Origin of the sequence: Allobosea sp. OK403 (assembly GCF_900113835.1) — a bacterium.
Lineage (GTDB): Bacteria > Pseudomonadota > Alphaproteobacteria > Rhizobiales > Beijerinckiaceae > Allobosea.
In genome coordinates this window covers 382,753-404,787 of record NZ_FOQV01000002.1, presented here as the reverse complement: position 1 = coordinate 404,787, position 22,035 = coordinate 382,753, and the positions used below count along the sequence as shown (strand labels likewise).

At 66.3% G+C, this 22,035-nt stretch carries 24 protein-coding genes; 10 read left to right on the top strand and 14 right to left on the bottom strand.

The features are described from left to right. Nucleotides 1–9 precede the first annotated feature (9 nt). Complete coding sequence (locus BMZ97_RS07855) at nt 10–954, bottom strand: ribose-phosphate pyrophosphokinase (protein ID WP_092167286.1); 945 nt, start codon at nt 952–954, stop codon at nt 10–12. A gap of 265 nt (nt 955–1,219) precedes the next feature. Beyond that, complete coding sequence (locus tag BMZ97_RS07850) at nt 1,220–1,780, bottom strand: hypothetical protein (protein ID WP_092167285.1); 561 nt, start codon at nt 1,778–1,780, stop codon at nt 1,220–1,222. Between the two features lie 340 nt (nt 1,781–2,120). On the opposite strand from BMZ97_RS07850, the gene BMZ97_RS07845 reads away from it, so the two are divergent. The 7 genes from BMZ97_RS07845 to BMZ97_RS07815 all read left to right on the top strand — a co-directional run bounded on the left by BMZ97_RS07845 (nt 2,121) and on the right by BMZ97_RS07815 (nt 8,001). Beyond that, nucleotides 2,121–2,375, top strand: coding sequence for an accessory factor UbiK family protein (locus BMZ97_RS07845; protein WP_092167283.1), 255 nt, complete (start codon nt 2,121–2,123; stop codon nt 2,373–2,375). A gap of 375 nt (nt 2,376–2,750) precedes the next feature. Next, nucleotides 2,751–3,257 carry a type III secretion system chaperone family protein gene (locus BMZ97_RS07840; RefSeq protein WP_092167281.1) on the top strand — a complete coding sequence of 169 codons (507 nt, stop codon included), beginning with the start codon at nt 2,751–2,753 and terminating at the stop codon, nt 3,255–3,257. A gap of 123 nt (nt 3,258–3,380) precedes the next feature. Then, nucleotides 3,381–4,202 (top strand): pyrroline-5-carboxylate reductase, encoded by an 822-nt coding sequence (gene proC / locus BMZ97_RS07835; RefSeq protein ID WP_092168754.1) that lies wholly within the window; start codon nt 3,381–3,383, stop codon nt 4,200–4,202. Nucleotides 4,203–4,268: 66 nt separating this feature from the next. Then, nucleotides 4,269–5,012 (top strand): TetR family transcriptional regulator, encoded by a 744-nt coding sequence (locus BMZ97_RS07830; RefSeq protein WP_092167280.1) that lies wholly within the window; start codon nt 4,269–4,271, stop codon nt 5,010–5,012. A gap of 104 nt (nt 5,013–5,116) precedes the next feature. Next, on the top strand, nt 5,117–7,081 hold the full coding sequence (locus BMZ97_RS07825; protein WP_175525471.1) for a methyl-accepting chemotaxis protein: 1,965 nt from the start codon (nt 5,117–5,119) through the stop codon (nt 7,079–7,081). Next, nucleotides 7,078–7,437 carry a tRNA-binding protein gene (locus BMZ97_RS07820; RefSeq protein WP_210188220.1) on the top strand — a complete coding sequence of 120 codons (360 nt, stop codon included), beginning with the start codon at nt 7,078–7,080 and terminating at the stop codon, nt 7,435–7,437. The genes BMZ97_RS07825 and BMZ97_RS07820 overlap by 4 nt, the downstream gene beginning before the upstream one ends. 30 nt (nt 7,438–7,467) lie before the next feature. Further along, nucleotides 7,468–8,001, top strand: a complete 534-nt coding sequence (locus BMZ97_RS07815) for a GNAT family N-acetyltransferase (protein ID WP_092167276.1) — start codon at nt 7,468–7,470, stop codon at nt 7,999–8,001. Nucleotides 8,002–8,223: 222 nt separating this feature from the next. On the opposite strand, the gene BMZ97_RS07810 is transcribed toward BMZ97_RS07815, so the two are convergent. Then, a complete protein-coding gene (locus BMZ97_RS07810) occupies nt 8,224–9,135 on the bottom strand; it encodes a pyridoxamine 5'-phosphate oxidase family protein (RefSeq protein WP_092167275.1) in 912 nt (303 codons plus the stop codon). 5 nt (nt 9,136–9,140) lie between these two features. Beyond that, nucleotides 9,141–9,764, bottom strand: coding sequence for a glutathione S-transferase (locus BMZ97_RS07805; protein ID WP_092168748.1), 624 nt, complete (start codon nt 9,762–9,764; stop codon nt 9,141–9,143). Between the two features lie 98 nt (nt 9,765–9,862). On the opposite strand from BMZ97_RS07805, the gene BMZ97_RS07800 reads away from it, so the two are divergent. Beyond that, nucleotides 9,863–10,771: a LysR family transcriptional regulator gene (locus BMZ97_RS07800; protein ID WP_092167273.1), complete on the top strand. Its 909-nt coding sequence runs from the start codon at nt 9,863–9,865 to the stop codon at nt 10,769–10,771. 21 nt (nt 10,772–10,792) lie between these two features. On the opposite strand, the gene BMZ97_RS07795 is transcribed toward BMZ97_RS07800, so the two are convergent. Both BMZ97_RS07795 and BMZ97_RS07790 read right to left on the bottom strand, forming a co-directional pair. Next, nucleotides 10,793–11,485, bottom strand: coding sequence for an alpha/beta hydrolase (locus BMZ97_RS07795; protein WP_139221173.1), 693 nt, complete (start codon nt 11,483–11,485; stop codon nt 10,793–10,795). Nucleotides 11,486–11,614: 129 nt separating this feature from the next. After that, the gene (locus BMZ97_RS07790; protein ID WP_092167270.1) at nt 11,615–12,538 is read right to left on the bottom strand and encodes a transcriptional regulator GcvA; all 924 of its coding nucleotides are present in this window, start codon (nt 12,536–12,538) and stop codon (nt 11,615–11,617) included. Nucleotides 12,539–12,642: 104 nt separating this feature from the next. Between BMZ97_RS07790 and BMZ97_RS07785 the strand changes: the two genes are divergently transcribed. Continuing rightward, the gene (locus BMZ97_RS07785; protein WP_092167268.1) at nt 12,643–12,867 is read left to right on the top strand and encodes a DUF1127 domain-containing protein; all 225 of its coding nucleotides are present in this window, start codon (nt 12,643–12,645) and stop codon (nt 12,865–12,867) included. A 129-nt stretch (nt 12,868–12,996) separates the two neighbouring features. On the opposite strand, the gene BMZ97_RS07780 is transcribed toward BMZ97_RS07785, so the two are convergent. The 3 genes from BMZ97_RS07780 to BMZ97_RS07770 form a co-directional block, all read right to left on the bottom strand. Then, on the bottom strand, nt 12,997–14,340 hold the full coding sequence (locus BMZ97_RS07780) for an ATP-binding protein (RefSeq protein WP_244546348.1): 1,344 nt from the start codon (nt 14,338–14,340) through the stop codon (nt 12,997–12,999). A gap of 110 nt (nt 14,341–14,450) precedes the next feature. After that, on the bottom strand, nt 14,451–15,179 hold the full coding sequence (locus BMZ97_RS07775) for a response regulator (protein ID WP_092167267.1): 729 nt from the start codon (nt 15,177–15,179) through the stop codon (nt 14,451–14,453). A 120-nt stretch (nt 15,180–15,299) separates the two neighbouring features. Next, the gene (locus BMZ97_RS07770) at nt 15,300–15,761 is read right to left on the bottom strand and encodes a MarR family winged helix-turn-helix transcriptional regulator (RefSeq protein WP_244546347.1); all 462 of its coding nucleotides are present in this window, start codon (nt 15,759–15,761) and stop codon (nt 15,300–15,302) included. Between the two features lie 247 nt (nt 15,762–16,008). Between BMZ97_RS07770 and BMZ97_RS07765 the strand changes: the two genes are divergently transcribed. Then, nucleotides 16,009–16,896 carry a branched-chain amino acid aminotransferase gene (locus tag BMZ97_RS07765; RefSeq protein WP_092167263.1) on the top strand — a complete coding sequence of 296 codons (888 nt, stop codon included), beginning with the start codon at nt 16,009–16,011 and terminating at the stop codon, nt 16,894–16,896. 162 nt (nt 16,897–17,058) lie between these two features. Here the strand turns inward: BMZ97_RS07765 and BMZ97_RS07760 are convergent, their stop codons facing one another. The 5 genes from BMZ97_RS07760 to uvrC all read right to left on the bottom strand — a co-directional run bounded on the left by BMZ97_RS07760 (nt 17,059) and on the right by uvrC (nt 21,876). Then, nucleotides 17,059–18,129 (bottom strand): DUF1176 domain-containing protein, encoded by a 1,071-nt coding sequence (locus BMZ97_RS07760; RefSeq protein ID WP_175525470.1) that lies wholly within the window; start codon nt 18,127–18,129, stop codon nt 17,059–17,061. Between the two features lie 12 nt (nt 18,130–18,141). Continuing rightward, the gene (locus tag BMZ97_RS07755) at nt 18,142–18,603 is read right to left on the bottom strand and encodes a molybdenum cofactor biosynthesis protein MoaE (RefSeq protein WP_092167260.1); all 462 of its coding nucleotides are present in this window, start codon (nt 18,601–18,603) and stop codon (nt 18,142–18,144) included. 148 nt (nt 18,604–18,751) lie between these two features. After that, a complete protein-coding gene (moaD, locus tag BMZ97_RS07750) occupies nt 18,752–19,003 on the bottom strand; it encodes a molybdopterin converting factor subunit 1 (RefSeq protein WP_092168743.1) in 252 nt (83 codons plus the stop codon). 26 nt (nt 19,004–19,029) lie between these two features. Further along, nucleotides 19,030–19,641, bottom strand: a complete 612-nt coding sequence (gene pgsA, locus BMZ97_RS07745; protein ID WP_092168740.1) for a CDP-diacylglycerol--glycerol-3-phosphate 3-phosphatidyltransferase — start codon at nt 19,639–19,641, stop codon at nt 19,030–19,032. 66 nt (nt 19,642–19,707) lie between these two features. Next, nucleotides 19,708–21,876: an excinuclease ABC subunit UvrC gene (gene uvrC / locus BMZ97_RS07740; RefSeq protein ID WP_092167259.1), complete on the bottom strand. Its 2,169-nt coding sequence runs from the start codon at nt 21,874–21,876 to the stop codon at nt 19,708–19,710. Nucleotides 21,877–22,035: the final 159 nt, after the last annotated feature.

Here is a 22,035-nt window from a genome sequence, read left to right as displayed (position 1 = left end):
CTCCTTGCCTCAGTCGAACAGGCTGGAGACGCTCGATTCACTCGCCGTGCGCTCGATCGCCTCGCCCATCAGCGAGGCGATCGAGATGACGCGGATATTGCGCGCCACCTTCACAGCCTCGGTCGGCAGGATGGAATCGGTGATCACCAGTTCCTTGAGCTTGGAGTTGGCGATGCGAGCCACTGCGCCGCCCGAGAGCACGCCATGGGTGATGTAGGCGTAGACTTCCTTCGCGCCCTGGTCGAGCAGCGCTTCGGCGGCGTTGCAGAGCGTGCCGCCGGAATCGACGATGTCGTCGAGCAGGATGCAGGATCGCCCCTCGACCGAGCCGATGATGTTCATCACTTCGGATTCACCGGGGCGGTCGCGGCGCTTGTCGACGATGGCCAGCGGCGCGTCGATGCGCTTGGCGAGGGCACGAGCCCGGACCACGCCGCCGACATCGGGCGAGACCACCATGGCGTTTTTCCAGTCGAGCCGCTCCTTGATGTCACGCGACATCAGGGGGGCGCCGAACAGGTTGTCGGTCGGAATGTCGAAGAAGCCCTGGATCTGGCCGGCATGGAGATCGAGCGTCAGCACGCGGTCGACACCGGCATGGGTGATCAGGTTGGAGACGAGCTTGGCCGAGATCGGCGTCCGGCCGGAGGCGCGGCGGTCCTGCCGCGCATAGCCGAAATAGGGGATCACCGCCGTGATGCGCCTGGCCGAGGAGCGGCGCAGTGCGTCGGTGATGATCAGCAACTCCATCAGATGGTCGTTGGTCGGGAACGAGGTCGACTGGATGATAAAGACATCCTGGCCGCGCACATTCTCCTGGATCTCGACGAAGACCTCCATGTCGGCGAAGCGCCTGACGGAGGCCTTGGCGAGCGGAATGCCGAGATGCGCGCAGATCGCCTCCGCGAGCGGCCGGTTGGAATTGCCGGCGACGACTTTGATCGAAGAGGGCATGCCGGGGCGCACCGTTTGAGACTTGGCTGGGCTGGACCAGCACGAAGCTGGCTCATTTCGCAGGGCTCATAACAGCGAGATGACAGCGAGTCGACCGCTGCACTGCAACAGAAGCGTGTAAAACCGCCTGTCCAGGGCGCTTCATCGCGATTGTGCCGTGCCAGGGTCGCTCGCGCCCCTGGCCGAGGCACGCTCGCAACGCGACCGTGAGCGCAATGCGAGGATCCGGCTGGCTGAGGCGGAAGGCGTCGAGCCCGCCCGAATCCTAGAGCTTTTTATTGCCTGTTGTCGAAGCGGTCTTGGCTCCCGCCGCGGTCTTGCCCTTGGTCTTGTCGCCGGGATTCAGCGCTTCCACGGCGGGCGCCGTCACCAGGAAGCTCGCGATCGCATCCATCGATTCGGCGGCCGCCTTGGCGACGATGGTCTGGTCGAGGCCAGCCCAGGGATCGTCGCCGCCGCCGCGCCTGCCGAGGCTTTCGCCCTGGACGCGCTGGGCGCGCTTCTTGCCCGCATCATAAACGTCCCAGACGAAGGCGAGCGAGGTCTGGCCGTCCTCTGTCGGCTGTGCCGTGAGATAGCCGCGCACTCGGAAGCGGGCGGGCTTGTCGCCGGGCACGATCTCCATGCTGCGCTCGGCCGCCGCTTCGCCGAGCAGGCCGGCAAAGCGCGTCGTCACCGAATCGGGCGCGCCGGTAATGCTCTGAACCGAGACGGGCACGCCGGGCGCATCGACCCGCTGCCGTGCCGCCGTCGTGGTTTCCTGGCAGCCCGCGAGTGCAAGCGCTGCCACCGGCCCCAGGACGAGGCCGCTCAAACGTTGGATCATGACGCCTCCGCTCGGTTGGTTCGAGCTTGGATTGCTGTTCCCTGCGCCGCAGGTTGTAAGCTCAACGGATGGCGAGGTCCAGTTCGGGGAGATTTAGGGCCTCGACGCGGTTTTCAGCCGTGAAGTGGACCCGCTCCCAGGCGTATTGCCGGCCTGAGCGTCGAATCGATTGGAGTCATATGGGTGGGCTTCGGGGACAGGCAGTCTTCGCCCTTGGGCGCTCCTGCCGATGCGGCAAAGCACTCAACCCGGGCGTGCTCGCGAAAGATTGCGGGTTTTGCCCTTGTCGCCCATATGTGGGGTCAGCGCGGGCTGACAGGCCCCTTTATTGGAGAGCCCCATGGTCACCACCAGCAACCGCTTCCTCGACGACATCGCCCGCCTCGCCACGGATGCCGCCGGCGCTGCCCAGGGCGTGCGCCGCGAGGTCGAGACCGTCGTGAAGACGCAGATCGAGCGCCTGCTGCGCGACATGGATGTCGTCACCCGCGAGGAGTTCGAGGCCGTGCGCGAGATGGCGCTGCTGGCGCGCGAGGAAAACGACAAGCTGGCGCAGCGCCTCGCGGCGCTGGAAGGCAAGAAAGCCAAGTCCTGAAAAAGCCAAGTCCTGAGGCCAGGCCCCCGAAACCAGGCTCGAGACCTCGCCTTGAAGGTTTCGCGTCCGGCGTGCCGTTAGGTCGCGCCATCCACAACCATGTGCTGTGGACAGGTGCGGCCGGGTCTTGAGCCGCGCCCCCGAATCCGGGGAGCTTCACGCCGTGTTGGGAGCGTCACAGCGCCTGCGCTATCGTCGAGGAAGAGAGTTGATTCGACGGTCGGTCCCGCGCCTCGGGGTCTGCCGCCGGAAACGGGGCGCAGACCAGCGCGCTCCGGCAGTCGGGTTGTGTCCGTTGCGCTTTCCAGTCGCCGTGTTCCCGTTCTCGAACGTGTCGGACCGCTTGTGCGGATGTCGACAGTTGGACCTTAGGGCATGATGGATCTTGACCTGGATGCTGAACTCGACCGGCCTTCCAACCCCCTCGACCTGATCGAACGCTTAGCCGCCCTCAACAACTGGACCTTCGACCGAGACAGCGACGACGAACTCTCCGTCGCGGTCACAGGCGGCTGGGCCGATTATCATGTCGCCATCACCTGGCTCGCCGAGGTCGAGGCGATCCATATCGCCTGCGCCTTCGACCTGAAGGTGCCCGATCGCCGCCGGGCCGAGGTGCTGCAGCTCGTCAGCCTCGTCAACGAGCAGCTCTGGCTTGGCCATTTCGACCTCTGGAGCTCGGAAAACGTGGTGATGTATCGCCACGCCCTCCTGCTCTCGGGCGGGGCGGAGCCGACCGACGAGCAGGCCGCCGCGCTGATCAAGGCGGCGATCGACGCCTGCGAGCGCTACTTCCAGGCCTTCCAGTTCGTCGTCTGGGCGGGAAAGACGGCCAAGGAAGGCCTCGAGGGCGCGATGCTGGAGACGGTCGGCGAGGCCTGAGCTTTCGGTTTTCGTCATGCCCGGGCTTGACCCGGGCATCTCATGACGAGAAGGCTTCCCGATAGAGAGATGCTCGGGTCAAGCCTGGGCATGACGCCCGTTGCCGCCTTGCGAGAGACCGCCATGCCCAGCCCCTTGCCGCAGACCCTCGTCCTCATCGGTGCGGGCAAGATGGGGGGGGCGATGCTGGAGGGCTGGCTGCGCATCGGCATGAAACCGGCCGGCATCAGCCTGATCGATCCCAAACCCTCCGACGAGATGGTGGCGCTCGCGACCGAGAAGGGCATGGTGCTCAACCCCGCGCCCGGCGCCATCGCTCCAGCCGAGGTCGTGGTGCTCGCGACCAAACCGCAGATGCTCGACACGGCGGCGCCTGCCGTCCAGGCCTTCATCCATCCCAAGACTTTGCTGATCTCGATCCTCGCCGGCAAGACGCTGGGCGATCTCGCCGCGCGCCTGCCGAACGCGACCGCGCTGATCCGCGCCATGCCGAACCTGCCGGCCTCAGTGCAGCGCGGCGCCACGGCGGCGGCTCCGGGACCTGGCGTCAGCGCGGCGCAGCGGGCGACGGCCGACGCCTTGCTTGGCAGCATCGGCAAGGTCGAGTGGCTCGACAATGAGAACCTGATCGATGCCGTGACAGCCGTCTCCGGTTCTGGCCCAGCCTATGTCTTCCATCTCGTCGAATGCCTGGCGGCGGCGGGGGCGGCGGCGGGCTTGCCGCCTGAAATCGCCGAGAGGCTGGCGCGCGCCACGATCGAGGGGGCGGGTGAGATGCTGTTCCAGTCGTCGCTTTCGCCTGCGACCTTGCGTCAGAACGTGACGTCGCCGGGCGGGACCACGGCCGCGGCCCTCGAGGTCCTGATGGCCGATGACGGGCTCAAGCCCCTGATGGGCCGGGCGGTGGCTGCCGCTAAACGTCGCGCCGAGGAGCTTTCGGGCTGATCGGCCTTTCAACGGTCGCGATCGGGGCCTAGTTTTATCGGATCGCGTCGCGAGAGGAGATTTCCTATGGCCCGCAAACCCGTTTCCCCGACATCTGAAACCGCCGCGCCGCCAAGCGATCCGCGCAGGCGGGCGATCGAGGCGCTGATGCGCCTGGCCGCCAATCGCGCCTGGAGCGAGATCGAGCTCAGCGACATCGCCGCGGAGGCTGGCCTGTCGCTCTCCAGCCTGCGCGGCCTCTTTCCCTCGAAGCTCGCCATGCTCGGCGGGCTGACGCGCCTCGTCGACGACGCCGTGCTGGCGGGCTCTTCCGACGATCTCGCGGGTGAGCCCATCCGCGAGCGGCTCTTCGATCTCGTGATGCGCCGGCTCGATGCGCTCGCGCCCTATAAGGAGGGGTTGCGCCGGATCATGCCGGTCATCCGGCGTGATCCGCTGACGCTTGCTGCCCTCAATCGTGGCGCGGTGAACTCCTGGCGCTATATGCTCGCCTCGGCGGGCATCCCAACCGAGGATGCGCTTGGCGGCCTGCGCGTGCAGGGCGCGGTGCTGTTGATGGCGCGCGTCGGCGAGACCTGGCTCGGCGACGACGAGCCCGAGCTGTCGCGGACGATGGCGCGGCTGGATCGCGAATTGAAGAGGGCGGGCGCGATCATGGCGCGCGTCGAGGACGTCCACAGGCTCACCGCGCCGCTGCGCGGGCTGGCGCGGGCGCTGTGCTCAGGCAAGCGGCCGCATATCCGTCGCCGCGAACGCAGCGACGAACGCCCGCGCGGTGGCGAAGCGGAGGATTACGCGCCGGCGATCTGAGGCCGGCCGGAAACGTGGCGAAAACGAGGCATCGTTAAGCGGCCCTTAGCCATTTCACGCAAATGTGGGGAATCTCACTTTGCGCGGGGGGCGCGGTGTCGCTGATGAAGAAACTTGCCATGTTGTCGGTCGGCCGCTCCTTCGGACTGGTCGCGATCCTCGCCGCCATCATCGCCATCGGCAGCGTGAGCTTCACGCTGTTCGAGGCGCGCAATGAGATGATCAATCTCAAGCGCGCCGAGATGAAGAATGCGGTCGAAGCTGCAGCCTCCACGATCAACAGCTATCTCGCACGCGCTGAGAAGGGCGAGCTGAAGGAAGCAGATGCCAAGAAGATGGCGATCGACGCGATCTCCAGCGCCCGCTTCGACAACGGCAACTACTATTTCGTGATCAATTTCGACTACATCAGCGTCTCGCATGCCAACAAGAAGATCGAGACGACGGACATGTCGCCGCTCAAGGATGCGACCGGCAAGTTCTTCGTCAAGGACATGGTCGAACTGGCCAAGACGAAGGGCGCCGGCTTCATTGACTATGGCTGGACGAAGCCGGGCGACAAGGAGCCTTCGCTCAAGATCTCCTATGTCATTGCCGTGCCGAAATGGCAGTGGGCGATCGGCGCTGGTCTGCATGTCCATGATGTCGATGCCGCGTTCAACAGCGTGATCGGCGACGTCGCCAAGGTGCTGGTGCCGCTCGGCCTTGTCATGCTCGGCGTCGTGATCTTCCTCAGCCGCCGTGCCTCGGGCATGCTCGCTTCGACCGCCAAGACGATGAACGGCCTTGCCGCCGGCGATCTGCAGGCCGAGATCGCTTATCAGGAGCGGTCCGACGAAGTCGGTTCGATGGCGCGCGCGCTTGTCGTGTTCCGCGATGCCGGCCTCGCCAAAGCCGAGATGGAAGCTGACAAGACCCGCGTCGAGGCGCAGGCGAATGCCGAGCGCGACGCCGCCGACAGCGCGCGGCGGCACAATGAAGCCGAGCGCGCCGAGGCGTCCAGGACGCAGGAGGGCGTCGTCCAGGCGCTCGGCGCCGGCCTCGAGCGGCTTGCCGAGGGCGACCTGACCTACCGGATCAACGAGGCTTTCAACGCCGACTACGCCAAGCTGAAGGACGATTTCAACGCCGCCATCGCCAAGCTGCAGGAGACGATGCGGCAGATCGCGACCAACACCGAGAGCATGAAGGCGGGTTCGGTCGAGATCAGCCAGGCGGCCGACGACCTCGCTGGGCGCACCGAGCAACAAGCCTCCTCCGTCGAGGAAACCGCGACGGCGCTGGACGAACTGACCGCAACCGTACGCCAGACCGCCGAGAGCGCTCGCCTCGCCAGCCAGGCGACGAGCCAGGTCAAGACGGAGGCCGAGCAGTCGACCTCGATCGTGCGCGACGCGGTGCTTGCCATGGGCGGCATCGAGAAATCGGCCGACGAGATCTCGCAGATCGTCGGTGTCATCGACGAGATCGCCTTCCAGACCAATCTGCTCGCGCTGAATGCCAGCGTCGAGGCGGCTCGTGCCGGGGATGCCGGCAAAGGCTTTGCCGTCGTCGCCTCCGAGGTGCGTGCGCTGGCGCAGCGCTCGGCCGAGGCGGCCAAGGAGATCAAGGGCCTGATCTCGGCCTCGAATGTCGAGGTCGAGAAGGGCGTCACGCTGGTCGGGCAGACCGGCGGCGCGCTGCAGCGCATGGCTGAGGAGATCACACGCGTGACCTCGCTGGTCGCCGAGATCGCCAGCGCGGCGCAAGAGCAGGCGGCCGGCCTCCAGGAGGTCAACTCCGCCGTCAACGAGATGGACCAGGCGACGCAGCAGAACGCCGCCATGGCCGAGCAATCGACCGCCGCCGCGCATTCGCTCTCGCAGGAGGCCGACAAGCTCAGCGGGCTCGTGGCGCGCTTCCAGCTTGGCGGCGATGTCAGCGGGCTCAAGGCCATGGCCAGGACGATGCAGGCGGCAGTGGCCGCCGCGCCGCGCGCGGCTGCGCCCCGGCCCGCGCGGGCCACAGGCAATGTTGGGGCGGCGACCATGTCAAAACGCGACCATGACAAGGCTTGGGAGGAATTTTGAGCATCTCTTCGCAACCCGCCGCCACGATCGGCTTCGACGATTTCCTCAAGGTCGACATCCGTGTCGGCACGATCGTCGAAGCCGCGCCCTATCCCGAGGCACGCAAGCCCGCGATCAAGCTCGTGATCGATTTCGGCGGCACGATCGGGCTGAGGAAGTCTTCGGCCCAGATCACCAAGCATTACCGGCCTGAGGATCTGCCCGGCCGGCAGGTCCTCGCGGTGGTGAACTTCCCGCCGCGCCAGATCGGCAAGTTCATGTCCGAGGTCCTGACGCTCGGCGTGCCGGATGCCGATGGCGAGGTCGTGCTGCTCGCACCGACCCTGACCGTGCCGGATGGCGGGCGGTTATTTTGAGCCTGCCGCACGGTTCTGCCTGAACGACCCATGTCGGAGCACTCGCAGCAGCATGAGGCGGTTGCCTTTCGGCGGTCCAGCCGCCTCGTGCTGCGTATCCCGCGGCCAGACGATCTCGATTTCGTGGTCGCGCTCTTTCAGCGGCCCGAGCTCGTGGCGCATCGCCCGCATCCGGTTCCCGACACGCCCGCGGCAAGCGCCGAGCGCCTGGCGCGCGACATTGCGCATTGGCGGCAGCATGGCTTCGGGCGCTGGGCGATCGAGCAATCGGGTGCGCTGATCGGCTTCGGCGGCCTGACGGTGAAGCCGGGCGTCGAGGGGCTCAACCTGTCCTATCATCTCGACCCCGCCTCCTGGGGGCAGGGGTTCGCGTCCGAGTTCGTGGCGGAGGCCATGGCGGTCGCGTTCGGCCCGTTGCGGGCCGGCCGCGTCATCGGGCTGGTGCGCCCGGCCAATCCGGCCTCGCGCCGCGTGCTCGAGAAATCCGGCTTCGTCTTCGAGCGCGAGATCATGCTCGAGGGTGCACCGACGCAGCAATTGGCGCGGTATCCGCAGGCGGATTGAGGCGGGCGGTGGCGTCGAGACCGATGATTCTCGCCCGAACCACGCCGTCATTCCGGGGCAGGCCACAGGCCTGAGCCCGGAACCCAGAACCGACGCGCTCGATCGTCGAGGCTCACCATGCGGGCGCGTCATCGAGAACCGGCATCGGTTCTGGGTTCCGGGCTCTTCGCTGACGCGAAGCCCCGGAATGACGGCGGCGGTCCCGAGCAAAGCCAGCGCGCCCTAAGCCCAGATGCCGGTCGCAAGCGTGGTCACGGCCGGTTCGGGCGGCGACCATTGCAGCGGCAGGGCGGCGTGGCGCCGCCAGCCGCCGGTGACATGCAGGCGCCAGATCCGCTCGGCGCCGGTCAAGCGTGCGACCTCGGGCCCCGACCAGACGATCTCGACGCGGCCCTGGAGCTGCAGCATCGCGCCGTTCTCGAAATCGATGAAGAGCAGGGAGGCGCGGGGATCGCGCAGCAGATTGCCGAGCGTGTTGAAGTAATTATTGCCGGCGAAATCCGGCACGCTCAGCACCTCGCCATCGATACCGACGAAGCCCGGCCTGCCGCCGCGATGCGAGATGTCGAGGCCGCCAAGCTTGCGCGCCTCGCTCGTGCTGGCGACGAAGAAGGTATCGGAACGGCCGATCAGGCCGCGCACCGCATCGTCGAGCTGCGCGATGATCTCGGTCGAGCCACTGGGGGCATGCTCGACCGCCTGCGGCGTCCGCGTCTGAATGTATTTCGCGCAATTGCCGAAGCTCTGCGTCACCGCGACCGAGAAGCCGTCGATGTCGCGCGCTGTGATCAGGCCGTTGGCGCGGTTGCGCCGGCGCGTCGGAAATTCGAGGCCGAGCAGGCCGATCGGCTGGCCCGGCTTGAGGTGAAAGGCGGCAGGATCGTCCGAAGCGGGCAGGGCGCGGACCGAGAGCGTCGTCGGTGTCGGGCTGCGGATGAAGCCGGGCTCGCCGCTCAGCACGGTTGCGATCGGGTGCTCCGTCTCGTCGCTCAACGCAGCGAAGAGCAGCGGCAGCTGCCCGAAGAAGATGCGGTGCTGTTCCGGCATGAGGTCGCGGATGCCGGCGCCGCGCGAGCCGGTTCCGGCAAGGGCCTGCGCCTCAAGCTCACCTGGGTGGAAGGGCGTGCCGTCCATGGCGCTCAACTCGCCTTGGGCAAGGGCGAGGCGGGCATCGCCTTGAAGAAGGGCAGGGCCTCGATCCGGGCGATCCAGCCCCGCAGGGCGGGATAAGGCGCTAGCGATATGCCGCCCTCCGGCGCATGCGCGACATAGGAGAAGCAAGCGAGGTCGGCGAGGGTGGCGTGCCCGGCGGCAAGGAAGTCGCGCCCGGTGAGGTGCTCCTCCATGAAGCCGAGCAGCTTGTTGGCGATCCGACCGGCGCGTGCGGCGTCATCGACCACACCGAATTGCGCGATCAGGCGGGCGCTGCCCGGCCCATGCATGACCTCACCGGCGGCGATTGAGAGCCAGCGCTGTACTTGCGCCGCCGCGATCGGTTCCTCCGGCAGCCACTGGCTGCCCGCGCCATAGCGCTTGGCGAGATAGACCATGATCGCGTTGCTGTCGCAGAGCGTGAGCGCACCATCCTGCAGCACCGGGATCTGCTGCAGCGGGTTCAGCTTGCGGAAGGCGTCGCCGCGGCGGATGTCCGCGGGCGCGGCGGCAAGCTCATAGGGCAGGTCGAGCGCCAGCAGCAGCAATTCGACGCGGTGGGCATGGCCGGAGAGCGGCGTGCCGTGGAGAACGATCCGGGGCTGTGTCATCGGAACCTCGCTGAAGAACGGCCACAACATGATCGTTCCAGCTATCGGAGAAAATCTGCTATCCGTTGACTTCAGAATTTCATTCTTTGGAACAGTCCGTGGATCGTCTCGACGAGCTCTCGATCTTCGTCGCCATCATCGACGCCGGCAGCCTTGCGGGCGCGGCGCGGCGCCTGCGTCGCTCGCGCCCGGCCGTAACGCGCGCACTCGCCGGGCTCGAGGAGCGTATCGGCGCAAGGCTGATCGCCCGCACCACCCGCCAGCTCGCGCCGACCGAAGCCGGGCAGGAATTGGCGGTCGCGGCGCGGCGCATGCTGGCGGATTACGAGGAGACGCTGGGCGGCGTGGCGGCGGCACCGGTTCGCGGCCTGTTGCGGGTAACCGCGCCGCTCGCCTTCGGGCGAAGGCATGTGACGCCGCTGGTCGCTGAATTCCTCGATCTTCATCCTGAGCTGCAGGTCGAGCTCGTGCTGGCCGACCGCAATCTCGATCTGATCGAGGAGGATCTGCATGTCGCGCTGCGGATCGGGATGCTGCCCAATTCGCGGTTGGTCGTGCGCAAGGTCGGCGAAGTCAGGCGCGTGCTGGTGGCGTCTCCGGCCTATCTGCAGCGCCGGCCGGCGCCCAAGCGCCTTGCCGATATCGCTGGGCACGATGTCATCGCCAATGTCGGCGCCGGCGGCGATCTGATCTGGCGTTTTGGGGGAGGGGGGCGGTCCTCGCGCATCGCGATCACGCCGCGTCTCATCATCAACGAGGTCGAGGCGGTGCTGATCGCGGCGCGGGCCGGGCGTGGCCTGGCGCGGTTGCTGTCCTATCAGGCGGCCGACGATCTCGCGGCGGGTGCGCTCGTTCGCCTGCTGCCGGAGCTCGAGCCGCCGCCGTCACCGGTCCAACTCGTGGTGCCCAGCGGCCAGCGCCTGGCGCCGAAGGTGCGCGCCTTCATCGATTTTGCGGCCGCGCGCCTGCTGCATCTGAGCGTCATCCGGCCCGAGCCCGGCCTCTGACGCTGCGACATCCGGAATGGTTCAGCGCAGCGATCCCGCAAAGCTCGTGATCGCGGAGACAACGGCGCCTTCGCGGCCGATGAAGCCGTGATAGGCTTGCGCCTGACAGGGATTGCCGGTCGAGGTGCCGCCATCGATCCAAACCGTCCTGGCGCGATTTCCTGCCCAGCTCTGGAAGGGCGCGACCGAGTCCGCCAGCGTCACGCGGCAACTATCCTGGCGATGATGCACGACCAGCGTCGGCGGCAGGCGCGAGGGATCGCCCAGCGTGGCGCGGACGTCGTCGAGCATCGACGAGACGAAGACCACGCCGTCGGGCCGCGACGCGAGCAGGCCTGGAACCTTGAGCGACCCCCGGCTCATCGCGACGACGATGACGCGCGGCGCGATGCTGCGCATGACATCGATCGCCTTGCTCGGATCGGCGTCGCCATCGACGAGAATGCTGGCGATGCCGCTGCGGGCATAGGCACCGCGCATGCGCACGATCCAGTTGCCTTGCCGGGCGACATCGCCGCCGCTGCTTATCCCGACATAGCCGTCGCCGCCGGTCAGCAGGACGAGCCCGGCCCTGACCTTGCCGGCGGGCTTGTTGAGCAAGGCCCGGCCGCCGCCGAACAGGCCGCCGCCGAGTTCAACGACCTCTTCGGCCGAAGCGGCGCAGGGCAGCGCTAGCAGCAGTGCCGAGAGCAAAAGCATCTTCGTCGTCGCCATCATCCGTTCCCCCTGTCCCCGATCGGGAAGCTATGCTTCGCTCGCCGGAGGCCATGATGCGACGAGGTGAGGCCGGACGCTACTGCCATTCGAGGCGGGCGGCCGTGGCGCACTGGCCGCCCGCCGTGATCAGCGTAGATCGGCGTGCTGGGCGGCCTCTTCGCGGATCCAGCTGCGGAACGCGGCGATTGCGGGCCGCTCTGCGGAGGCCTCGGGGCAGACCACATAATACTGGAAGGAGCTCTGCAACTGTTGCGGAAACGGGCGGACGAGGCGCCCGGCGTCGAGATAGTCGCCGATCAGGGCGCTCGTCGCCAGCGCGATGCCCTGGCCGGAGGCCGCCGCCTGCAAAGCGAGGAAGGTGTGCGAGAAGCGCGGCCCGTGCGTCGCGTCGATGTCGTTGACACCGGCGAAGGCGAGCCATTTTGGCCAGGTGACGTAATCCGGGATGCCCTCCGCGTGCTCGTGCAGCAAGGTATGGTGGCGCAAATCCGAGGGCTGGCGCAGCGGGCGGGCCGGATCGTTGAGCAGCGCTGCGTTGCAGACGGGAAAGAAACTCTCCGCCATCAGCAGCTCCGAATGCAGGCCCTGATAGCCACCGGGCCCGTAGCGGACCGCCACATCGACGTCCTCGCGCGCGAAGTCGGTCAGGTGGAGCGAAACCGAGATACGAACCTCGAGCTCGGGATGGCGCTGCTTGAGCGTGCCCAGTCGCGGGATCAGCCAGCTCAGGGCGAAGCTCGGCATGGTGCTGACCGTCAGGACGTTCGACGCATCGGGCCGCAGCGCCCGCGCCGTGGCCTCGTCGAGCTGGTCGAGCAATTGTGAGATCGAGGCGGCATAGCGCTGTCCGATTCCCGTCAGCGCGATGCCCTTGCTCGGCAGCCTGATGAAGAGAGGCCGCCGGAGCCAGGCTTCAAGCGTCTTCACCTGCTGGCCGACTGCGCTGGCAGTGACGGCGAGCTCGTCGCCTGCACGCTCATAGTTGAGGTGCCGCGCGGCGGCCTCGAAGGCGCGCAAGGAAGTGAGGGGCGGGAGCTGGCGGCGGGTCATCGTATGGCCAAGTTTTGCTTGGGCTGGGGCGAAGAACTTCTCATTTGCTTAGAGGCTCCACAACCCCCAATTTACGGGCAGGAAATCTCTCACAGGAGGCCGCTATGCCGGCCATGATCACCACAGAAAATCTTGCCTTCTCCACGCATCGCACCGCGCACGGGCTTTCCGGCCTGTTCCTGCGTCTGGAGGATTGGCTCACGGCGCGGGCCAGCGCGCGAGCGCTCTATCGCATGGATGATTCCGCGCTCTCGGACATCGCGCTGTCGCGCAGCGATGTGGAGCGGGTGAACGAGACGGCCCGCTGGGCGTTCTGGAAGCGCCGGTAGCGGCAGGCCGGCTTCTGCGGGATATGCAGGAATAACAGATTGTCCCGGCTACCGCCGGGGCGGTCTGGCGTTTGCCGACAGGCTTCCGGAGATGATCTACCGGGGCCCATAGTCCCTAACAGCGTCTGGTCAGACGGGCAGCCGTACCGTCGCCCGCAATCCACCCAGGCTCGAATCCGCCAGGATGATGTCGCCGCCATGGGCGCGCGCGATGTCGCGGGCGATGGCAAGACCGAGCCCCGTGCCACCGCTGTCGACATTGCGGGCCTCGTCCAGTCGGAAGAAGGGACGGAAGACCTCCTCGCGCTGCTCGGGCGGGATGCCAGGACCGTCATCCTCGACCATCACGATCAGGTAACGCGCGTCATGAGTCGCGCGGATGGCGATACGGTCGCCGAAGCGGGCGGCGTTGGAGACGAGGTTGGTCAGCAAGCGGCGAAAGGCGTCGGGCCTGATCACGACGAGCGGGTCGCCGACGACCTCGAGTTCAGTCTGGTGGCCCTGCCTTTCGGCGTCGAATTTCAATTCCTCAAGCAGAGCGCGGATGTCGGTTTCGACGGCCGCTTCGCCGGCGTCGCCGCGCGCGAAGGCGAGATAGTCCTCCAGCATGCGGCTCATCTCGTCGACGTCTTTTTCAAGCGCGTCGATCTCGGTGGAGCGCTCCAGAAGCGCGAGCGAGAGCTTGAAGCGGGTCAGGATGGTGCGCAGATCGTGGCTGACCCCGTTGAGCATCGTCGTGCGCTCGCCGATGGAGCGTTCGACGCGGCGCTTCATCTCGATGAAGGCGTTGCCGGCGCGGCGGACCTCGCGTGCGCCGCGCGGGCGGAACTCGGCGTCGCGGCCCTTGCCGAAGGCTTCCGCTGCATCGGCCAGCTTGAGGATCGGTCGGATCTGGTTGCGCAGGAATAAGACCGCGATCGTCAGCAGGATCAGTGAGGTGCCGAGCATCCAGAGCAGGAAGATGTGGCTGTTCGAGGCATAGGCCGAGTTGCGCCGCGTCAGCACGCGCATCACGTTCCTGCCGAGCTTGATCCTGATCTCGATCAGGCTGGAGCGGCCGACCGTGTCGAGCCAGAACGGCCGCGCCACCTGCTGGCTCAGCTCGGTCGAGAGCGCGTTGTCGAGCAGCGAGAAGAAGGGCCGCGGGCCCGGCGCCGGCAGATCGGAATCGGGCAGGATGTCGACGTCCATGCCGAGCCTGTCGGCCGCGATACGCGACAGGATCGTGGTGTCGGCGTCCTGCGGATAGCTCTCATAGACGTCGATCAGCATGGCGATGTCGGCTGAGACGGCCGAGGACAGGCGCTGCGTCACGGTCTGCCAATGCCGCTCCATGAAGACATAGGCGATGACGGATTGTAGCAATACGACCGGCGCGATGACGATGACGAGCGCGCGCGGATAGAGCCCCTTGGGCATGTAGCGCGCGATGCCGCGCAGCGGCCGGCCGGCCGTCCGCAGGATCGGCTTCAGCGTGCTGTTCAGGTTGGTGCGCCAGCGTGCGCCCGCCGCCAGTGCCCGGTTCAGGCCCAGCCCTGTCGCCCGGGCCAGGCGCGACCGGCGATCGGCGGGCTGCACGGGTGTCACGCGCGATCCGTCACGAGACGATAGCCGACGCCGCGCACGGTTTGCAGATAAAGCGGATCGGCGGGGTCGCGCTCGACCTTGCGGCGCAGGCGGTTCATCTGCACATCGACGGTGCGGTCATTGGCGGCGCTGCCCTGGGCGGCTAGCTGTTCTCGCGGCACGACCTCGCCGGCGCGTTCGGCCAGTGCGGTCAGGATTTCGCGCTCGCGCTCGGTCAGGCGGATCATTTCCTCGCCCTTGTGGAGGTCGCCGCGCGCCAACCCATAGACGAAGGGACCGAAGCGGACGAAATCTGGGCGTGTCGCGGATTGCGCGGTATCGACGACGATGGTGCGCTTGAGGATGTTGCCGAGCCGCAGCAGCAATTCGCGCGGCTCGAAGGGCTTGGCGAGATAGTCGTCGACGCCGAGCTCGAGCCCGTTGATGCGGTCCTTGCTGTCGGCGCGAGCCGTCAGCATCAGGATCGGGATGGCGGAATCGGAGCGGAAGCGCTTGGCGAAATCGAAACCGTTCTCGCCCGGCATCATGATGTCGAGCACGATGGCGTCGAAGACGAAGCTGGTCAGCCGCATATCGGCTTCCGCGGCGCTGGCGGCGGTGGTGATGCGGTAGCCATTATCGCCAAGGAAGCGGCCGAGCAGATCGCGCAGGCGGCGGTCGTCGTCGACCACGAGGATATGGGGCGCTTCGTCGGGGAGCGGTTGTCGCGCGCTGGCGGCGGCCATCGGCTGTTCACATCCTTGTTTTCGGGCCGGTGAGGCACCCGGCATGCCGGTCAAGCCATCCTTCTGGCACGCCATGGTGACGCTGGCGTGTTGCTGGCCGCCAAGGCCCGGCCCCCTCGCTCATCGAGGCTTGGCGAGGAATCCCAGCACTTTGTGGCGTTCCGACGTATCGATCAACCCCGCTAGATAGCGTGCGACGATTGGGGCCGCCTCGGGACCGATGCCGTCGAGAGCGGCGTTGATGCGCTTGGCCTGCAATTGCACCAGGCTGAGTGCGAGCTTCTCGCCCGCCGGCGTGCTGTGGAGATGGCGCTGACGCTTGTCCTGGACGCCGGTGCGCTGCTCGACATAACCGGTCTCGACCAGCTCCTTGAGGACACGGTTCAGGCTCTGCTTGGTGATCTGGAGGATGTCGAGCAGTTCGGCGATTGTGAGGCCCGGCCGGCGCAGAACGAAATGCAGCACGCGATGATGGGCTCGTCCGAAGCCGTATTCGGACAGGATGCGGTCGGGATCGCCGACGAAATCGCGATAGGCGAAGAACAGCAATTCGATCAGATCGAAGGGCACTTCGTCGGTCATTGCCGGGGCCTTGGCCGGGTCGATCGGTCGAGCCTGCGTGTCCGTCACCAGAAGCATCCCCGCTATACGTCAGTGATGTTGACATATCTCAGACGTAAGATTACCGGTCAAGCGTGCATGGCGACGGAATATGTCGCAATAGGCCGCCGTCGCGCATTTTTCGGTCCGGACTTGCGCGCTTTGCGCCGTTGTGGCGGTGTTTGGCCGAACCGGATGTTCAAAATCGGATGTGCAAGAGGAGCACCCCATGTCAGTCATTCCTTTCGACCAGCGCGACGGCGTCATCTGGTTCGACGGCAAGCTCGTGCCGTGGAAGGACGCCAAGGTGCACGTACTGACCCATGGGCTGCACTACGGCTCCTGCGTGTTCGAGGGCGAGCGCTCCTATGACGGCGTCATCTACAAGGGCACCGAGCATTCGCAGCGCTTCCACAAATCGGCCGAGATCATGGATTTCACGATCCCCTATTCGGTCGCCGAGCTCGACGCCGCCAAATATCTCTGCCTGAAGGAAAACGGGCTGAAGGACGCCTATATCCGCCCGGTCGCCTGGCGCGGCTCGGAGATGATGGCGGTGTCCGGCATGAACAACACGATCCATACCGCGATCGCGGTCTGGGAGTGGCCGAGCATGTTCGACATGGCGCAGAAGCTGAAGGGCGTGCGCCTCGACGTTGCGACCTATCGCCGGCCTGATCCGGCCTGCGCCCCGGTCCATGCCAAGGCGGCGGGCCTCTACATGATTTGCTCGCTGTCGAAGCATAAGGCTGAGCGCGCCGGCTATGCCGATGCGATGATGCTGGATTGGGAAGGCAATGTCGCCGAATGCACCGGCGCCAACATCTTCTTCATCAAGGACGGCGTGGTCCATACCCCGCTCGCCGACCGCTTCCTCAACGGCCTGACCCGCCAGTCGGTGATCGAGCAGTGCAAGAAGCGTGGCTTCGAGGTGATCGAGCGCCGCATCCGCCCCGAGGAGCTGGAGAGCTTCAATGAGTGCTTCATCACCGGTTCGGCTGCCGAAGTGACGCTGGTCTCCGAGATCGGGCCTTATTCCTTCATCACCGGCAATATGGGCAAGGTGATCATGGAGGATTACTCAGCCGCGGTGCGTCCGCAGTCGAAGGCGGCGTAAAGGCTGCAAGCCTCAAGCACTACCGTCATGCCCGCCCTTGCGGCGGGCATCCACGTCTTGAACGCAGACTTCGAAGACGGAAGACGTGGATGGTCGGGACAAGCCCGACCATGACGGGGTTGGCTCAACAATTCCGCTTGGCCTCGCCGGCATGCAGCCAATCTACTTCGCGACCTTCACTTCGCTGCGGAATAGCGTGATCCAGTCGTCGCCGATCAGGCCCTTGCATTCGTCCATCGCCTGGAACGCGGTCAGCACGAAGCCGGCGCTGGTCCAGGCATAGCTGCCGCTGGCGCCACAATCGCCTATGCCCCGCCCCTTGCTGAAGAAGCTGACCTGCCCGCTGGCGGGGTCGAACGCAGCATTGACGAGGAGATTATCCTTGCCGCCATCGAGCTGAGGGAACACGGCCTTGCGCGCCCTAGCGACATCCGTGCCCGGCACGATCCAGAAACCCGTCGAGAGATTATAGGCGCCGCGCGAGCAGAGCAGGCCGACGAGCCGGGTCGCTGCGTCCAGCGGCCAGGCGTTCTCAGTATCGTCCACATCCTCGGGATTGTCCTCGCAGGCGTCGGGATCGAGCTGCTTCAGCTGCTTGCGCAGCGCCACGGTCAGCGCCTTCGCCGCCTTGGGCGGGATGGCGGGCAGGGCTGAGCCCTTCGCCGTGATGATGGGCAGCGCCGGCGCGGCCGGGACGGTCGTGCCGGGCCCTTTTCGGATCAGCGCCGAAGCGGTGTTGAGCCTGCCCTGCTGCTCGTCAATCCAGAGCATCGCGGCGACAGAGCCGGCGAGCGAGACGCCATAGCTCTTGCCGGCGAGCGTCACGGTGAGTTTGGTGCCTTTGCGCGCGGCCGCGATCAGCGCCTCGGTTTCTGTGGGCGAGAGCGCGATCGTCGCGTCCTCTTCGTCGACTATCGCGGCGGTGAGGCGCTTTCCGGCAGCGGGAAAGGGAGCGCCGTCGATTGTGAGATCGGCTGCGAGCGGGGCTTTCAGCTTTTCGCTCCGTACCTTGATCGCGAGGTTTGCGATGCCATCCGGCCCGGCCGGCCGTTCGAGCTTGAGGAAGGCGATCTGTTCCTCTGCCTCGCCCGGCAGGGACAGGGCCGTGCAACTCTTGGCGTTGTCGCAACCGGCGACCCAATCGCGGAATGTTTTGCTCGCTGGGCCGGCGGCCCAGGCAGCGCCTGAAAGCAGCAGAGCGAGAGCCAGCCCTCCAGCCAAAGAATGTCCCAACCGAACCATATCCTAATCCCAGCGTTGCGCTGCGGCGTCGTCTTCCGCCTTGGCCTCGACCCAGCCGCCAATCGTGCCATCGACCAGATGTTCGCGTTTCCAGAACGGGGCGCGGGTCTTGAGATAATCCATCAGGAACTCGGCCGCCTCAAAAGCGGCGCGGCGATGGGCGGAAGCCGCGATCACCAGCACGATCTGCTCGCCTGGCGCGACCAGCCCATGGCGATGGATCGCAACGAGGCCGGAGAGCGGCCAGCGCCGCGCCGCCGCCTCAGCGACGCGGGCGATCTCGGCCTCGGCCATACCGGGATAATGCTCCAGTTCGAGCGCCGTCAGCCGGCCACCCTCGTCGCGGCAGAGCCCGGCGAAGCTGACGACCGCGCCGATATCGCAGCGACCGGTCGTGAGCGCCGCGATCTCGGCGGAGAGATCGAAATCCTCGCGCTGGATGCGGATGACGGGCGTCATGGCCATAGTGTCATTCCGGGGCGCGCCGCAGGCGCGAGCCCGGAACCCACGACCGGGCGAGCGAACCTGGATGGAACCTGCCGTCCCGTCCAGTCATGGGTTCCGGGTTCTTCGCTCCGCGAAGCCCCGGAATGACAGAGGGGCGGCTCACGACTCATCCCCCCGTCATTGGGGGGAAGAAGGCGATCTCGCGGGCACCGGTGATCACCGCATTCGGCTTGACGTGATGGTGGTCGATCGCAGCGCGCACGATCGCCTCGTTCTCGAAAGCGGCCTCGTAGCCCTCGTCGCGCGTCTTCAGCCAGCGCACCAGATCGGCGATCGTCTCCGTACCGGCAGGCGGCGCGACGGTCTCCTCGGACACGCCGATGCGCTCACGCACCCAAGCGAAATAAACCAGCTTCACAGTGCGAGCCTGGGTCGGCGCTTCGGTCATGGCGTGCGCGTATCCTCCTCGACGAGGTGGCGGATGCCGGCATTGAAATAATCCCAGCCGGTATAGATCGTCAGTCCGGCAGCGATCCAGAGCATGACGATGCCGATCTGCGTATTGTGAGGCAGCACCGTGTCGCCCGCGGGGCCGGCGACGAGGAAGCCGAGCGCCAGCAATTGCGCCGTGGTCTTCCATTTCGCGACCTTGCTTACGGGAACGCTGACCTTGAGATCTGCCAGGAACTCGCGCAGGCCCGAGACCAGGATCTCGCGGCAGAGAATGACGATAGCGGCCCAGATCGCCCAGCCCTTGATCGTCTCGGTATGGACCAGCATCAGGAGCAACGCGCAGACGAGCAATTTGTCGGCGATGGGATCGAGCATGCGGCCGATCGCCGATTGCTGGCTCCAGGCTCGTGCGATCCAGCCGTCGAGATAGTCGGTGACGGCCGCAAGCACATAGACGGCAAGCGCAATCCAGCGGACCCAGTCGTCCTTGGGCCAGAATAGCAGGCCGACCAGCGCCGGAATCGCCAGGATCCGGCCGTAGGTCAGGAGGTTTGGCAGCGACCAGGGGCCCCGCCGCCTTATGGCGTCTGGAAGAATCGTCACGGAAAACACCAAAGCAGTGCGGCTGTGACAGCGTCAACACGCAAGGACGCGAGGTCGCAAATACGTTCAAGCATCATGAAAGAATTCATGCACGGCCTTGGCGGTGGCGGCGTTGACGCCGGGCGTGCGCATCAGGTCGTCGAGCTTGGCGCGCTGGATCGCCTTCACGGTGCCGAAATGCAGCAAAAGCGCGCGTTTGCGCGAGGGGCCGATGCCGGGAATCTCGTCGAGCGGGTTCTTCATCGTGTCGCGTTTGCGCTTGGCTCTGTGGGTGCCGATGGCGAAACGGTGCGCCTCGTCGCGCAGCCGCTGGATGAAATAGAGCGCCGGATCGCGCGGCGGCAGCTTGAAGGGCTCACGGCCGGCCATGAAGAAGGTCTCGCGCATGGCGTTGCGGTCGGCCCCCTTGGCGATGGCGACGAGCGGAATGTCGGTCGCACCGAGCTCGGCCATGATTTTCCGCGCCGCCTCGAACTGGCCCTTGCCACCGTCGACGATGACGAGGTCGGGCCGGGAAGGGAAGGCGACGTCGTCTTCGGCGGGCGCAGCCACTGCTTGCTGGCTGATCTCACCTGAGCCCTCATCCTGAGGAGCAGGCTGGAGGCCTGCGTCTGGAAGGATGGTCGGGGAGGCTCCATCGCCCTCTGGAACATCCTTCGAGACGACCGCTGGCGCGGCCTCCTCAGGATGAGGGCTGGGGGGAGCATCGGTCTTGGGATCGGTGTTTCCGCTCTCCTTCGCCAACCGCGCGAAGCGTCGCTGCAGCACCTCCCGCATCATGCCGAAATCGTCGCCCGCGATGGTGTCCGTCGAGATGTTGAAGGTGCGGTAATGGCTCTTCATGAAGCCGTCCTTGCCGGCGACGATCATGCCGCCGACCGCATTGGTGCCCATGATGTGCGAGTTGTCGTAGACCTCGACGCGGCGCGGCGGCCTCTCCATGCCGAAGGCGGCGCCCAGCGCCGCCAGCAGCGATTGCTGGCCGGCATTGTCGGCGAGCTTGCGGGAGAGTGCCTCGCGCGCATTCTTCTGGGCATGGGCGACGAGGTCGTATTTCTCGCCGCGCTTGGGTGCGGCGACCTCGACCTTGCGGCTGGCCCGGGTCGAGAGCGCCTGGGCGATCAGCTCGATCTCCTCGACGGGATGGGAGAGCAGCACGAGGCGCGGCGGCGGCTTGTCGTCGTAGAACTGGCTGACCACCGAAGCCAGGACCTCCGCCGGGGTCAGGCTCTTGTCGGCGCGCGGAAACAGCGCCCGGTTGCCCCAGTTCTGGTGGTTGCGGAAGAAGAAGATCTCGACGCAGAACTGCCCAGCCTGCTCGTCGATGGCGAAGACATCCGCCTCCTCGACGTCTTGCGTGTTGATGTCCTGCCCAGCCTGCACGGCCGAGAGCGCCGCGAGCCGGTCGCGATAGCGCGCCGCCTTCTCGAACTCGAGCTCCTCGGCCGCCTCCTGCATGCGGGTGGACAAGGTCTGCTTCACCGTCGATGAGCGCCCCGACAGGAAATCGCGGGCCTGGCTGGCGAGGCCCTGATAATCGGGGATCGAGATCTCTCCGGTGCAGGGGCCGGAACAGCGCTTGATCTGGAACAGCAGACAGGGCCGGGTGCGGTTCTCGTAGAACGAGTCGGTGCAGGAGCGTAGCAGGAAGGCCTTCTGCAGCGCGTCGATGGTGCGTGTCACTGCCCAGACTGAGGCGAAGGGGCCGAAATAATCGCCCTTGCGCTGGCGCGAGCCGCGATGCTTGGCGATCTGCGGCGCCTCGTGGTCGCCACTGAGCAGGATATAGGGGAACGACTTGTCGTCGCGCAGCAGCACGTTGTAGCGCGGCCGCAACTGCTTGATCAGGTTGGATTCGAGCAGCAGTGCCTCGGCTTCGGTGCCGGTGGTGACGAACTCCATATTCGCCGTCTCGGCGATCATGCGCGCGACGGCGTTGGTGTGGGCCATGCCGCGGGCATAGGCCGTGACCCGGTTCTTCAGGTTCTTGGCCTTGCCGACATAGAGCACCTCGCCCGCACGATCGAACATGCGGTAGACGCCGGGCTTGCCCGGCAGATGCCTGGCGAAGCCGGCGATCACCTCGATGCCGTGCTTCAGCGCGCCGGGCGTTGCCTCTGTGAGATCAGCCGCGAGCGTGGGAAGCGGGAGACCCTCCTCCTCGTCCTCCATCTCGGCATCCGGCAGGTCGGCTTGACCCAAAAGGCTTTGGCGTTCGCGATTCATGCCACGCATGTAGGACGTGATGCGGGTTTCGTCATGTCAGGAGCGTGCGATTCTTGAGCTTCGGCTGCCGACCCTTCGAGAGATTGCATTGAGGCATCGGCTGCCACAGAAGTCGATTCCGGGCTGGCCCCCGGACTCGGATCACCAAAGAGGCACAGAACGATCCTC